At 67.3% G+C, this 13339-nt stretch carries 12 protein-coding genes; 10 read left to right on the top strand and 2 right to left on the bottom strand.

Going from position 1 to position 13339, the window contains the following annotated elements; all coding sequences use genetic code 11:
* The first annotated feature begins 115 nt into the window (after positions 1-115).
* The 8 genes from ACWMMN_RS24265 to ACWMMN_RS24230 all read left to right on the top strand — a co-directional run bounded on the left by ACWMMN_RS24265 (position 116) and on the right by ACWMMN_RS24230 (position 8874).
* On the top strand, positions 116-736 hold the full coding sequence (locus tag ACWMMN_RS24265) for a TetR/AcrR family transcriptional regulator (RefSeq protein WP_059240561.1): 621 nt from the start codon (positions 116-118) through the stop codon (positions 734-736).
* A 235-nt stretch (positions 737-971) separates the two neighbouring features.
* On the top strand, positions 972-2015 hold the full coding sequence (locus ACWMMN_RS24260; protein ID WP_059240560.1) for an NADP-dependent oxidoreductase: 1044 nt from the start codon (positions 972-974) through the stop codon (positions 2013-2015).
* A gap of 98 nt (positions 2016-2113) precedes the next feature.
* Positions 2114-2413: a putative quinol monooxygenase gene (locus tag ACWMMN_RS24255; RefSeq protein WP_006482784.1), complete on the top strand. Its 300-nt coding sequence runs from the start codon at positions 2114-2116 to the stop codon at positions 2411-2413.
* Between the two features lie 145 nt (positions 2414-2558).
* Positions 2559-3014, top strand: coding sequence for a (2Fe-2S)-binding protein (locus ACWMMN_RS24250; protein WP_048244466.1), 456 nt, complete (start codon positions 2559-2561; stop codon positions 3012-3014).
* Between the two features lies 1 nt (position 3015).
* Positions 3016-5235 carry a xanthine dehydrogenase family protein molybdopterin-binding subunit gene (locus ACWMMN_RS24245; RefSeq protein WP_486424071.1) on the top strand — a complete coding sequence of 740 codons (2220 nt, stop codon included), beginning with the start codon at positions 3016-3018 and terminating at the stop codon, positions 5233-5235.
* A 15-nt stretch (positions 5236-5250) separates the two neighbouring features.
* Positions 5251-6549: a c-type cytochrome gene (locus ACWMMN_RS24240; RefSeq protein ID WP_486424070.1), complete on the top strand. Its 1299-nt coding sequence runs from the start codon at positions 5251-5253 to the stop codon at positions 6547-6549.
* Positions 6550-6702: 153 nt separating this feature from the next.
* A complete protein-coding gene (locus ACWMMN_RS24235; protein ID WP_059240557.1) occupies positions 6703-8148 on the top strand; it encodes an NAD-dependent succinate-semialdehyde dehydrogenase in 1446 nt (481 codons plus the stop codon).
* A gap of 354 nt (positions 8149-8502) precedes the next feature.
* The gene (locus ACWMMN_RS24230; RefSeq protein WP_059240556.1) at positions 8503-8874 is read left to right on the top strand and encodes a DUF4430 domain-containing protein; all 372 of its coding nucleotides are present in this window, start codon (positions 8503-8505) and stop codon (positions 8872-8874) included.
* A 57-nt stretch (positions 8875-8931) separates the two neighbouring features.
* Here ACWMMN_RS24230 and tagH read toward each other — a convergent pair whose 3' ends face one another.
* On the bottom strand, positions 8932-10359 hold the full coding sequence (gene tagH, locus ACWMMN_RS24225; RefSeq protein WP_486424069.1) for a type VI secretion system-associated FHA domain protein TagH: 1428 nt from the start codon (positions 10357-10359) through the stop codon (positions 8932-8934).
* A gap of 46 nt (positions 10360-10405) precedes the next feature.
* On the bottom strand, positions 10406-10792 hold the full coding sequence (locus ACWMMN_RS24220) for a TssQ family T6SS-associated lipoprotein (protein ID WP_059240554.1): 387 nt from the start codon (positions 10790-10792) through the stop codon (positions 10406-10408).
* A gap of 630 nt (positions 10793-11422) precedes the next feature.
* Between ACWMMN_RS24220 and tssJ the strand changes: the two genes are divergently transcribed.
* Together tssJ and tssK are read left to right on the top strand one after the other, a co-directional pair.
* The gene (gene tssJ, locus ACWMMN_RS24215; RefSeq protein ID WP_059240553.1) at positions 11423-11938 is read left to right on the top strand and encodes a type VI secretion system lipoprotein TssJ; all 516 of its coding nucleotides are present in this window, start codon (positions 11423-11425) and stop codon (positions 11936-11938) included.
* Positions 11935-13332, top strand: a complete 1398-nt coding sequence (gene tssK, locus ACWMMN_RS24210; RefSeq protein WP_486424068.1) for a type VI secretion system baseplate subunit TssK — start codon at positions 11935-11937, stop codon at positions 13330-13332. Before tssJ ends, tssK begins: the two co-directional genes overlap by 4 nt.
* The last annotated feature ends 7 nt before the right edge of the window (positions 13333-13339 follow it).

Genomic DNA, 13339 nt, shown 5'->3' with positions numbered 1-13339 from the left:
CAGGGGATTGCCGGCCGGCCATTGGGCGCGCGACGGGGATCGGGTAAAGTGCCGCTCAACATGCCGGTTCGACGTTACTAGACGACCGGTCTAATCGTTGCTACCATACGCCATCATGAATGCATCTTCAGGCGCGGAAGTCCGCCAGCACATCCTGAATATCGCGAAGCCGATCATGCTCCACAAGGGGTTTTCGGCGGTCGGTCTGAACGAGATTCTCGCCGCGGCGGGCATCCCGAAGGGCTCGTTCTATCATTACTTCGGCTCGAAAGAGGCATTCGGCGAAGCGCTGCTCGAATCGTATTTCGAGGGGTATCTCGCGCATCTCGACAACCTGCTCAAGCATCAGGCCGGCACCGGCGCCGAGCGCCTGATGACGTACTGGGGCAACTGGCTGCACACGCAGTGCGCGGACGATCCCGAAGGCAAGTGCCTCGCGGTGAAACTCGGCGCGGAAGTGTCGGACCTGTCGGAAGCGATGCGCGCGGTACTGCGGCGCGGCACCAGCCAGATCATCGAGCGGCTTGCGGGCGGCATCGAAGCCGGGCTCGCCGACGGCTCGCTCGGCCAGGTCGACGATCCGCCGCACGCCGCCGCGATCCTGTACGAGCTGTGGCTTGGCGCGACGCTGCTGGAAAAAATTCACCGCACCCGCATACCGCTGGAAAGGGCCATGGCCGAGACGCGGCGCATGCTGAACCTGCCACCGGTTGCAAACAACGGAGCGCAGTCGTAATCCGGGCGCGCATCGGCGCGCCTTGTTTTTGCCCGTATTCTAGACGACTGGTCTACTCAGACAATCAATGACGAATGCCTTGCTCCGCGTTACGCTGTCCCGATTGCTCCATCCGCCTGCTTGCGACCACGACGGCCTGACCGCTGCCGCTATCGCGGGCGCGCACTTCCTGCTGGTCCATCCCTGATCCGTTCGTGCCCACGAAGCACGTTCATTCCTGTTGACGGAGGCTTACATGCCGCAAAGCAAGACCGCAAACCGCCAGATCATCCTGACTTCGCGCCCGGTCGGCGCACCGACGCCGGGCAACTTCCGCGCCGAAACCAGCACCGTGCCGACGCCCGGCGCCGGCCAGGTGCTGCTGCGCACGGTCTGGTTGTCGCTCGACCCGTACATGCGCGGCCGGATGAGCGACGCGCCGTCGTATGCGCCGCCGGCCGAACTCGGCCAGCCGATGGTCGGCGGCACGGTCAGCCGTGTCGTGTCGTCGAACCTGCCCGCGTTCCGCGAAGGCGATCTCGTGGTCGCCGGAGCCGGCTGGCAGGACTATGCGCTGTCCGACGGACGCGACCTGATCCCGCTCGGCCGCGACTTCGCACATCCGTCGTACGCGCTCGGCGTGCTCGGCATGCCGGGCTTCACCGCGTACACGGGGCTGCTGAAGATCGGCGAACCGAAAGCCGGCGAAACGGTGGTCGTCGCGGCGGCGAGCGGCGCGGTCGGCGCCGTGGTCGGCCAGATCGCGAAGCTGAAGGGCTGCCGCGTGGTCGGCGTCGCGGGCGGCGCCGACAAGTGCGCGTACGTGACCGACTCGCTCGGCTTCGACGCGTGCGTCGACCATCGCGATCCGGCGTTCGCCGCGAAGCTGAAGGAGGCGTGCCCGAACGGGATCGACGTCTATTTCGAGAACGTCGGCGGCGCCGTGTTCGACGCGGTGTGGCCGTTGCTCAACGAGCATGCGCGCGTGCCGGTCTGCGGTGTCATTGCGCATTACAACGACACCGAACTGCCGGCCGGCCCCGACCGCGTACCGCTGCTGATGTCGACGATCCTTCGCAAGCGCATCCGCGTGCAGGGTTTCATCATTCTGGATCACTATGCAACCGGCTATGCACCGTTCCTGAAGGAAATGAGCGAATGGGTCGCGCAGGGCAAGGTGAAGACGCTCGAGGACGTCGTGCCTGACCTGGCCGACGCGCCGGAAGCGCTGATCGGCTTGCTCGCCGGCAAGAATTTCGGCAAGGTCGTCGTACGCGTGGGCCCGGACGAACTGGCCTGATACGACGGCACCGCTTTGCCGCAACACATGGCCGCTCGCCGGCGTCGCACGACACCGGCGGGCGGCTTTTCCGATTCCGTTTCGAAAGGAGTGACACGATGGCGCTTCACGTAATTGCTTCCCTGTTCCTGAAACCCGAACACGCGCAGGCCGCCGAGGCCGAGCTGCGCAGCATGGTCGCCAAGACGCGCACCGAGCCGGGCAACCGGCGCTACGACCTGTTCCGCGAGCAGGACGGCTCGCCGAACCTGCACCTGTACGAGATCTACGACGACCAGGCTGCATTCGACGCGCACCTCGCGAGCCCGTATTTCGGCGAATTCCGCACGAAGTCGGCCGACTGGTTCACGGCGCCGCCCGTCATCAAGGTGCTGTCGGGCATCGACGTGGCAGAGTAAGGACGTAGTAGCAACACCACCGCCGCGGCTCGCCCCACCCGGGCTGCACGGCACCCGTTGCGCACGACGCACCGGCGATGACGACGACGACACGGCGCAGCGCATCGTTCGCGCCGCTTCCCCAATACACCGGCCCGGAGGCTGAATGGTCACCCTCAACATCAACGGCGAAACCCGCACGGTCGACGCCCCCGACGACATGCCCTTGCTCTGGGTGCTGCGCGACGTCGTCGGCCTCACCGGCACCAAGTTCGGCTGCGGGATTGCGCAATGCGGCGCGTGCACCGTGCATCTCGACGGTGTCGCCGCGCGTTCATGCGTGCTGCCGGTCGCAGCCGTCGCGGGCCGCAAGATCACGACGATCGAAGCCGTCGGCGCGACGCCGGCCGGCCACAAGGTCCAGCAGGCGTGGCGCGAGCTCGACGTCGTTCAATGCGGCTACTGCCAGTCGGGGCAGGTGATGGCCGCCACGGCGCTGATCGCGTCGAACCCGAACCCGAGCGATGCCGACATCGATGCGGCGATGGCCGGCAACATCTGCCGCTGCGGCACGTACAACCGGATTCGCGCGGCGGTGAAGCAAGCCGCGAAGGGGGCCTGACATGTCACGCGGACTGATCGAAGCAGGTCGGGCCGGCGCAGGCGTGTCGCGCCGGTCGTTTCTGAAACTCGGCATGTCGCTCGGCGCGGCGGCCGGCGGTGGCTTGCTGCTCGGCTTCAGCCTGCCGGCGGCGGGCGACGACGCACGGCGCTCGGTGATCGGCGGCGATGCGGCCGAACCCGCGCAGCCGGGCGTATTCGCCCCGAACGCGTTCGTGCAGATCGACCGCGCCGGCCGGGTCACGCTGGTGATGCCGAAGGTCGAGATGGGGCAGGGTGTCTATACGTCGCTGCCGATGCTGATCGCCGAGGAACTCGAAGTGCCGCTGTCGAGCGTGACGCTCGATCATGCGCCGCCGAACGAGAAGCTGTTCCTCGATCCGCTGCTCGGCGGCCAGCTCACCGGCGGCTCGACGTCGATACGCTATGCGTGGGAGCCGATGCGCCGTGCGGGCGCCACGGCGCGCACGCTGCTGGTGGCCGCGGCGGCCAAGCAATGGAACGTCGATCCGGCCAGCTGCCGCGCGGCGAACGGCGAAGTGCAGCATCCGCCGAGCGGCCGCCGTGCGTCATACGGCCAGTTGGCCGATGCCGCCGCGAAGCTGCCGGTGCCGAAGGACGTCGCGCTGAAGAAGCCGGAAGATTTCAAGCTGATCGGCACGCCCGCGAAGCGCCTCGATTCGCCGGAGAAGGTCGACGGCACCGCGCAGTTCGGGCTCGACGTACGCCTGCCCGGCATGCTGTACGCGGTGATCGTGAACAGCCCGGTGTTCGGCGGCACCGTCGCGAGCGTCGACGATACGGCCGCGAGGAAGATTCCGGGCGTGCGCCAGGTCGTCCGCGTCGACAATGCGGTCGCGGTGGTCGGCGATCACACGTGGGCCGCGAAGCGCGGCGCATCGGCGCTCGTCGTGAAATGGAACGAGGGCGCGGGCGCGAAGGTATCGACGAAGGATCTGTTCGCGGATCTCGCGCAAGCGGCGGCGACCGGCAAGGGCGCGGTCGCTCGCAAGGAAGGCGACGTCGGCAAGGCCTTCGCGAACGCGAAGACGCGTGTCGACGCCGTCTACGAACAGCCGTTGCTCGCGCACGCGACGATGGAACCCGTGAACTGCACGGTGCACGTGCGTGGCGACGGCTGCGACATCTGGGTCGGCACGCAGGTGCCGACCCGGGTCCGCGACACGGCGCAGCAACTGACCGGGCTGTCGCCGGACAAGATCGTCGTGCACAACCACCTGCTCGGCGGCGGGTTCGGCCGGCGGCTCGAAACGGACATGGTCGGCCAGGCCGTGAAGGTCGGCAAACAGGTCAATGCGCCGGTGAAGGTGATCTGGACGCGCGAGGAGGATGTCCAGCACGACATGTACCGGCCGTGCTACTACGACAAGATCTCGGCCGGCCTCGACGCGAACGGCAAGCCGGTCGCGTGGCAGCACCGGATCGTCGGCTCGTCGATCATGGCGCGCTTCGCGCCGCCCGCGTTCCAGAACGGCGTCGATCCCGATGCGGTCGAGGTCGCGGCCGAACTGCCTTACGACCTGCCGAACCAGCTCGTCGACTACGTGCGGCAGGAACCGCGCCACGTGCCGACCGCGTTCTGGCGAGGCGTCGGGCCGACGCGCGGCACGTTCGTCGTCGAGAGCTTCATCGACGAACTGGCCACCCAGACCAGGACCGACCCGGTGCAATACCGCCGCGCACTGCTCGACAAGACGCCGCGCGCCCGCAACGTGCTCGACGTCGCGACGAAGGCCGCCGGCTGGGGCGCGTCGCTGCCGAAGGGGCAAGGGCGCGGCGTCTCGGTGATGCACGCATTCGGCAGCTTCTTCTCGATCGTCGTCGACGTCGCCGTGGACGGCGGCGAGGTGCAGGTCAAGCGCGTCGTGTGCGCGGTCGATTGCGGGATGTTCGTGAATCCGAACACGATCGAAGCGCAGGTGCAGGGCGGCATCATCTTCGGGATCACGGGCGCGCTGTACGGCGAGATCACGATCGAGGACGGCCGCGTCGTACAGGGCAACTTCACCGACTACCGGATGATGCGGATCAACGAGACGCCGCCGATCGAGGTCCATCTCGTGAAGAGCGGCGAGGCGCCGGGCGGGATCGGCGAGCCGGGCACGGCGGCAACCGCGGCGGCGCTGTCGAACGCGATCTTCGCGGCCACCGGCACGCGCCTGCGCAAGCTGCCGGTCGGCAACCAGCTGAAGACGGCTTGAGGGGAGGCGACGATCATGCGAAACCTCACCCTGAACACGCTCCGCGCGTCACTGCTGGCCCTGTCTGCGCTGCTCGCCGGCACGGCCGCGCATGCGGCACCGACGGCGCCGGCCGACAACGCGCTCGTCGCACGCGGCGCGTACCTCGCGAAAGCCGGCGACTGCGTGGCGTGCCACACCGCGCCACACGGTACGCCGTTCGCGGGCGGCCTGAAGATGGTCACGCCGATGGGCGCGATCTACACGACCAACATCACGCCCGACCCGGAAACCGGCATCGGCGGCTACACGGAAGCCGACTTCGCCGGCGCACTGCGCAAGGGCGTCGCGAAGGACGGTCACAACCTGTACCCGGCGATGCCGTATCCGTCGTACGCGAAGCTGAAGGACGACGACGTGAAGGCGCTGTACGCGTACTTCATGCACGGCGTCGAACCGGTGAAGCAGGCGAACCGGCCGTCCGACATCCCGTGGCCGCTCAACATGCGCTGGCCGCTCGCGTTGTGGAACATGGTGTTCCTCGACACGGCGCCTTACGCCGACAAACCGGCCAAGGACGCGATGTGGAACCGTGGTGCGTATCTCGTGCAGGGGCTCGGACACTGCGGGTCGTGCCACACGCCGCGCGGCGTCGGCTTCCAGGAAAAGGCGCTCGACGAAAGCGGCGCGGCGTTCCTGTCGGGCGCGCCGATCGACAACTGGTTCGCGTCGAACCTGACCGGCGAGCACAACACCGGGCTCGGCCGCTGGAACGACGCCGACGTCGCGCAGTTCCTGAAGACCGGCGCGAACCGGCATGCGACCGCGTTCGGCTCGATGGTGAGCGTGATCAACCACAGCACGCAGGCACTGACCGACGACGATCTGGCCGCAATGTCGCGCTACCTGAAATCGCTGCCGCCCGCGGGCGGGACGGGCGCACCGCCGTACAGCTACGATCCGAAGGCGACACAGGTCGCGCTGGGCCGGCCCGCTGCCGATCCGGGCGCGAAGGTGTATAACGCTTACTGCCTGCATTGCCACGGTGCGGACGGGCGCGGCTATGCACCGCTGCTCGCGCCGCTCGCCGGCAATCCGAACGTCCTCGAGGCCGATGCATCGTCGCTGATCAACGTGACGCTGAACGGCAGCGACACGCTCGTGATCGGCGGCGTGCCTTCCGCGTATCCGATGCCGGCGTTCTCGAACCAGCTGAACGACCGGCAGATCGCCGACGTGCTGACGTTCATGCGCGCCGGCTGGAACAACTGCGCGCCGGCCGTGCAGGCGGCAGACGTCGCGAAACTCCGCAAGGCAACGGCGGCCGCGCGCTGAGCGCGGCGCGAGGCGGACTGACGGCGGGCCCGCGTGCCGGCCGTCGGCGCCGCCGGGTGCGTGCCTGCCCCGGCGGCTTTGCTCTTTCTGTCAACCGGCGCGCGGCCGTTCGCGGTAGCGCGCGTTTTATCGACGCAATGTAGGGGTGTCTGGATGGCTAACGTGACTTATACGGATACGCAACTGCTGATCGACGGCGAGTGGGTCGACGCCGCGAGCGGCAAGACGATCGACGTCGTGAACCCGGCGACCGGCCAGCCGATCGGCAAGGTGGCCCACGCGGGCATCGCCGATCTCGACCGGGCGCTCGCCGCCGCGCAACGCGGCTTCGAAGCATGGCGCAAGGTGCCTGCGCACGAGCGCGCGGCGACGATGCGCAAGGCGGCCGCGCTGGTGCGCGAACGCGCCGACGCGATCGCGCAGCTGATGACGCAGGAACAGGGCAAGCCGCTCACCGAGGCGCGCGTCGAAGTGCTGTCGGCGGCCGACATCATCGAATGGTTCGCGGACGAAGGCCGCCGCGTGTACGGCCGGATCGTGCCGCCGCGCAACCTCGGGGCACAGCAGACGGTCGTGAAGGAGCCGGTTGGTCCGGTCGCCGCATTCACGCCGTGGAATTTCCCGGTCAACCAGGTCGTGCGCAAGCTGAGCGCGGCGCTCGCGACCGGCTGCTCGTTTCTCGTGAAGGCGCCGGAAGAAACCCCGGCATCGCCGGCCGCGCTGCTGCGCGCGTTCGTCGACGCAGGCGTGCCGGCCGGCGTGATCGGCCTCGTGTACGGCGATCCGGCTGAAATCTCGTCGTACCTGATCCCGCACCCGGTGATCCGCAAGGTCACGTTCACGGGTTCGACGCCGGTCGGCAAGCAGCTTGCCGCGATGGCCGGCCTGCACATGAAGCGCGCGACGATGGAGCTGGGCGGCCACGCGCCGGTGATCGTCGCCGAGGATGCGGACGTCGCGCTCGCGGTGAAGGCCGCCGGCGGCGCGAAGTTCCGCAACGCGGGTCAGGTCTGTATTTCGCCGACGCGCTTCCTCGTGCACAACAGCATCCGCGACGAATTCACGCGCGCGCTGGTCAAGCATGCGGAAGGGCTGAAGGTCGGCAACGGCCTCGAGGAAGGCACGACGCTCGGCGCGCTCGCGAACCCGCGCCGCCTCACCGCGATGGCATCGGTCGTCGACAACGCGCGCAAGGTCGGTGCACGCATCGAAACCGGCGGCGAACGGATCGGCTCGGCAGGCAACTTCTTCGCGCCGACCGTGATCGCCGACGTGCCGCTCGAGGCGGACGTGTTCAACAACGAGCCGTTCGGCCCGGTCGCCGCGATCCGCGGCTTCGACAAGCTCGAGGACGCGATCGCCGAAGCGAACCGTCTGCCGTTCGGGCTGGCCGGCTACGCGTTCACGCGTTCGTTCGCGAACGTCCATCTGCTCACGCAGCGGATGGAAGTCGGGATGCTGTGGATCAACCAGCCGGCGACGCCGTGGCCGGAAATGCCGTTCGGCGGCGTGAAGGACTCGGGTTATGGCTCGGAAGGCGGGCCGGAAGCGCTGGAACCGTACCTCGTCACGAAGTCGGTCACGGTGATGGCGGTCTGACGATCGGCCGTCCGTCGCCCCATGCCGCCGTTCCCGCGTCAGCGGGGCGGCGGTTTTTTTTTCGGGCCCGCAACGGAATCCGGCGCCGCATCGAACCGCATTGCGGAGCATCGGCCCATCGCCTATCCTCAGATCAATACAACTACCGGACTGGACGGACGGCAGGGACGCCGGTAGCAGAGCAACGACAACCGCGCGCGAAGCGCGAACCGAGAGGCTGCGCCCGTGACCGGGCGACCGGCAGGCGGTTCCCATGACTTTCCGACACCCGGGCCCGGCCCCAGTGCTTTCCACGCACAACGCAAAACACAAAGCGGGAGCAGTTCGGTCAACCACCACTACGGAGATATCGTCATGGGCAATTCGGTAGCAAATCAATTCGTCGATTGGGGTTCCGAATACCACGCGCCACCCTGGCAAGCGAACGACAACATCGCGATTGCGCCCGGCGCGACGACCGTATTCGATCTCCTGACCGCCGACGGCGTGTCGCCCGCCCTCAACCCGCAATCGCAGGGATCGGGCGCAAGCCTGTTCGTGACGGCCCTGGGCGGCGTGGAAGCGAACCAGGGCGGAAACGGCTACTGGTGGGTGTATTTCGTCAACGGTCAGATGCCCGACGTCTCCTGCGCGGTCTACACGCTGCAACCCGGCGATAGCGTGGCCTGGGACTACAAGCACTACTCGAGCGGCCTGAAGCAGGCCGTTCATCCGCCGCTGGCCTGACGGCTGCGGGCGCGGCACGGGCGGGAAGGCGAATCGTCTTCCCGCGCCTCCGCTTCGTCAGTGCCGCCCGCTGCCGCGATAACTTTCCACTTCGGCGTCGTATGCGGCCAGGAACGCCTTGCCGAACACCGACGCGAAATCGTCCTCGATCGCGAACACCGTGTCGCGATGGGTTGCCGCGTAGCGATCCCACATCCTCGCCTTGTACAGCGACGGCACGCGCTTCTCGTACCAGCGCATCGCGTCGTCGCGCTCGCGCAGCCGCTGCGGCGAAAAGCGCGTGAGCAGATCCATCAGCGCGGCGCGCATGCCGGCGACCATGCCGATCTGGTGCGCGTGCAGATCCTGGAACGCGTCGCTGACCGCGCTCTGCGGCGACATGAAGCCCGGCAGCGGCAGCCCGAACATCTGACGCAGCACCGCGCCGCCGTCGGGCAACAGTTTCAGCGGATTGTTCTCGCGATCGAGCAGCATTGTCATGTGCGCCTTCACCTCGCGCTTCAGGATGCTGCGCGACGACAGCAGTTCGACCGTGCCGTTCGCGAACAGCGCCAGCAACTGGCCGGCGATGTACAGCTGTTCGGCCGACCACTGGTGCGATTCAGCCGCCGTATCGAGCCCCGCGCCTTCGAAGAAGGCACTCAGCAGTTCGTCCGGCGTCGGCGGTGTCGGCCTCGCTCGCTCGGCATGCGGCGCCGGTTCGTCGGCCGGCCGTGCGCCGGTGTGCGCAGCCGCCGGATGCACGCGCACGTGCTGGGCCCACTCGGGCGCGTGGTCGGCCTGGGCCGGGTGCGAGGCGTCGCGCTCCGCCTGCGCCCCCGCGCCCGGCCCACCGATACCGCCCGACGACTGCGCGAACAGGTCGAGCGGATCGGTCGACAACTGGTTCAGGTCCCGCGGTGACGGCCCGGACGGTGCGGCCTGCGCGGCCCGGCGATCCGGTTGCGGCGTGTCCGCACGCGCCGGACCGCCCGGCCGGGTGCCGGCATCCGCCCGGGTGCGCGGCGCGAGACGATCCTGGAGCAGCCCCCAGAGCCGGATGCCGGCGCCTTTCGTATCGACGCGCGAAGGCGCCGGTTGCGCGGGGGCGGCGGCCGAGCGCGTGTGCGGCGGGTCCGCCTGCACACCGGTGTCGGGCGCCATGTCGATGACCGGCGCGTCGTCGCCGTCATCGCGTTCCGCGCGCAACACGTAAGGCCCGATGCGAATGATGTCGCCCGTGTTGAGCGGACGCTCCTGCGCATAGCCGACCGGCTCGCGGTTCACCTCGATCGTCGATACGCTGCTCAGGTTCTTCAGCAGGCACGTGTCGTCGCCGACCTGCAGCAGGGCCTGCAAGCGCGAAATCTGCCGGGTGTCGTCGTGCAGCACCAGATGGTTGTCGCTGGCTCGGCCGATGGTGCCGCCCGGCGGATGAAACACGACGGCGTCATAGGAGTCGTTTTCGACCGGCTCGCCGGCATGTTCGATCACGATCAGTTGCATGTCATACGTCGCTCGGTGAGTGAGGCGCGCGCGGAATCCGTCCCGTTCAGGATGTCGACGCGTGCCTGCGGCGCGCGAATTCGAATGCGGGCCCCCAGATCGGATGCCCCTTTTCGGCGGGGGACAAGTCGAAGCGCGGGTTGAGGTCGAGGATCTTCGAGAACTCGGCGCGGCACGGCGCAATGCGGTTCGTCACGCAATAGCTGAACGCAAGGAGCTTGTGCGCGGCGACCTGCGTATCGGTGTCGGCGCCGTCGATCTCCTTCGCGTGGCTCAGGAGCGCGATCGTGCGCCCATAGTCGCCGGCGGCGTACGCGGCACGCGCGCTGTCGACCGTTGCATGCGCGGCCGACTGCGTCGGGGACGTGCTGCATCCGCCGGCCCCCAGCAACCACGCGCCGAGGAAAACAACAATCGATGCACGGCCTTTCATTATTGAAATTAAGAATTCGCGTAATTGGAAGGGGGCGCACAAGCGCTGTTGGATTCTAGTGCCAATCATCGATACCGATGTTGCTGTTACGTTTTGTTTCAAGTGGCCGATCGGATTCCATTAAAGCCTGAAAATAGACTACGAATTTCAGTGCTTGTTAATCCGGAAAAACGACCTATAGTTCGCTGTGTTTTTCGGATTTGTCAGTTGTTTGGCCAGTGCTCGTCAATGCCGGAAAAAACGGGACATCCGTTCAGGCAGCACGAATAGCCTGGCACATCGTCAGGGCCGCGCGACCCTTGTCCGGCGGCCGGCCGGCTCGTGCCTCCGAGCCTATCCGAAAGATATCGACGCAATAGAACCGGGCCGCCCAGACGAACCGGTCTGATTAACTTTTTCCGTCAAATGATCAATATCAATTCAATTACCTGTCATCCCGCCAAATCAACTTTCAAAAACCCTGAATGATTTGACCCGGCTTCCGACAAGAACAATTTGCCGACACCATTTTCAATGGATGGATTTGACAGCCACATAATTACCGGTCAATTAGTTGTCCCTTTTTTAATCCGGTCAACCGGTTTCGCACTCGGAAACCAGCGGATGGCTATTGGGTGGCGAGGGTGGAATATGCAATGGCGGTCGAGCAGTTTCATCGTATGGGGATGCGTCTTGCTGTTTCCGGGGTGCGGCGCGACGGAGCACGCGGCCGCGGTCCCGTATGCGATCACGGTCGACGTGGCGCCTGATGTCAACCCCGACATGAATCGCAAGCCCTCACCGATCGTACTGAAGGTGTTCCAGCTTCGCGCGGCGTCGGGGTTCGACAGCGCGGACTTCTTCTCGCTGCAGGACAAGCCCGAGAACGTGCTCGGCGCGGACCTGCTCGGCACCGACCGCGTGATCCTGCGGCCGGGCGAATCGCGCACGCTGCACTATCGCGGCAATGTCGAGGCCGGCGCGATCGGTGTCGTCGCCGAATACCGGATGCTCGAAAAGAACCGCTGGCGGCTGACGGTGCCGCTGCCGCGCGCGAAGCAGCTCAACCTCTACAAGTTCTGGCAGACGTCGCCGGGCGAACTGAAGCTGTCGATCGCGGTCAGGAACGGCGGCATCGCGCTGAACAATCCGCAGGGGCGCCCATGACCGAACCGACGATGTCCGCGACGCCGGTCGCGGCGCTCCGCCAGCGCGTGGTGTGGACCGAGGGAATGTTCCTGCGTCCGCAGCATTTCCAGCAGCTGGAGCGCCACTGGGAACGCTACGTCGCGCTGCGCTGCCTGCCGCTGCAGGGCTTCTACTGGGGCTTCGACGCGCTGGAACTCGATCGCGAGCAACTGGCGCTCGGCAAGGTCGCGCTGCGTGCCGCGTCGGGCGTGATGCGCGACGGCACGCCGTTCGACCTGTCGCATCCGGACGATCTCCCCGCACCGCTCGACGTGCCGGCCGACGCGAAGGACCAGCTCGTCGTGCTTGCGCTGCCGCTGTGGCGCGGCGGCGGCGAAGAGGTGTCGTTCGGCGCAGGCGCCGCTAACGGCGCAAGCGGCGCAAGCGACGGCGCGGACGTCGCGCGCTATGTCGTGCGCGAATACGAGGTGGCCGACGCGAACGCGGTCGCGCTCGGACCCGCGCTGCTGCAGACGGGCCGCCTGAACGTGCGGCTGATGCTCGACGCCGAATTGACCGGCGACTGGCACGCGCTCGGCGTTACGCGCATCGTCGAACGGCGCACCGATTCACGGCTGCTGGCCGACGACGGCTATATTCCGCCGCGGCTCGTCGCGCAGCGCGATCCGGTGCTGCTCGCCTATGCGCGCGAACTGCACGGGCTGCTCACGCAGCGCAGCGAGGCGCTCGCGGCGCGGCTGTCGGAGCCCGGGCGCGGCGGCGTGTCGGAAGTCGCGGATTTCCTGCTGCTGCAGCTCGTGAACCGCTATCTCGCGCTGACCTGGCATGCGCAGCAGCATGTGTCGACACATCCGGAAGCGCTGTTCTGCGACTGGCTGAAGCTCGCGTGCGACCTGAGCACGTTCACGGCGGCGGGCCGGCGCCCGCAGTCGCTTGCCGTGTACGTGCACGACGATCTGGGCACGAGCTTCGCGGAACTGATGACGGAACTGCGCCGGTCGCTGTCGACCGTGCTGGAGCAAAACGCGATCCAGATCGAGCTGCGCGATGCGGGCAACGGGATCCGCGTCGCGACGCTCGCCGATCCTGCGCTGCGCGATACGGCCGGCTTCGTGCTCGCGGTGCGCGCCGACGTGCCGGCCGACAGCCTGCGCACCCGTTTTCCGGCGCAAGCGAAGCTCGGGCCCGTCGAGCGGATCCGCGATCTCGTGCAGTTGCAGCTGCCGGGCATCACGATGCGGCAGTTGCCGGTCGCGCCGCGGCAGATCCCGTATCACGCGGGCCATACGTACTTCGAGATCGACAAGGGCAGCGACCTGTGGAAGCAGCTGGCGCGCTCCGGCGGTCTCGCATTTCATTTTGCCGGCGAATTCCCCGGACTCTCGATGGAGTTCTGGGCGATACGCGGGTGACGGCGGG

It is taken from the genome of Burkholderia cepacia complex sp. TUM26381 (assembly GCF_057439935.1).
The sequence above is the reverse complement of the archived record's forward strand: the minus strand, read 5'-3'. Positions and strand labels throughout refer to the sequence as shown.

Bases quoted from the DNA above. Each gene is read 5' to 3' on its own strand.
- tssK (WP_486424068.1), top strand. From the start codon at position 11,935: ATGACCGAACCGACGATGTCCGCGACGCCGGTCGCGGCGCTCCGCCAG.
- tagH (WP_486424069.1), bottom strand. From the start codon at position 10,359: ATGCAACTGATCGTGATCGAACATGCCGGCGAGCCGGTCGAAAACGAC.
- ACWMMN_RS24255 (WP_006482784.1), top strand. From the start codon at position 2,114: ATGGCGCTTCACGTAATTGCTTCCCTGTTCCTGAAACCCGAACACGCG.
- ACWMMN_RS24265 (WP_059240561.1), top strand. From the start codon at position 116: ATGAATGCATCTTCAGGCGCGGAAGTCCGCCAGCACATCCTGAATATC.
- ACWMMN_RS24245 (WP_486424071.1), top strand. From the start codon at position 3,016: ATGTCACGCGGACTGATCGAAGCAGGTCGGGCCGGCGCAGGCGTGTCG.
- ACWMMN_RS24230 (WP_059240556.1), top strand. From the start codon at position 8,503: ATGGGCAATTCGGTAGCAAATCAATTCGTCGATTGGGGTTCCGAATAC.
- ACWMMN_RS24235 (WP_059240557.1), top strand. From the start codon at position 6,703: ATGGCTAACGTGACTTATACGGATACGCAACTGCTGATCGACGGCGAG.
- tssJ (WP_059240553.1), top strand. From the start codon at position 11,423: ATGCAATGGCGGTCGAGCAGTTTCATCGTATGGGGATGCGTCTTGCTG.
- ACWMMN_RS24240 (WP_486424070.1), top strand. From the start codon at position 5,251: ATGCGAAACCTCACCCTGAACACGCTCCGCGCGTCACTGCTGGCCCTG.
- ACWMMN_RS24220 (WP_059240554.1), bottom strand. From the start codon at position 10,792: ATGAAAGGCCGTGCATCGATTGTTGTTTTCCTCGGCGCGTGGTTGCTG.
- ACWMMN_RS24250 (WP_048244466.1), top strand. From the start codon at position 2,559: ATGGTCACCCTCAACATCAACGGCGAAACCCGCACGGTCGACGCCCCC.
- ACWMMN_RS24260 (WP_059240560.1), top strand. From the start codon at position 972: ATGCCGCAAAGCAAGACCGCAAACCGCCAGATCATCCTGACTTCGCGC.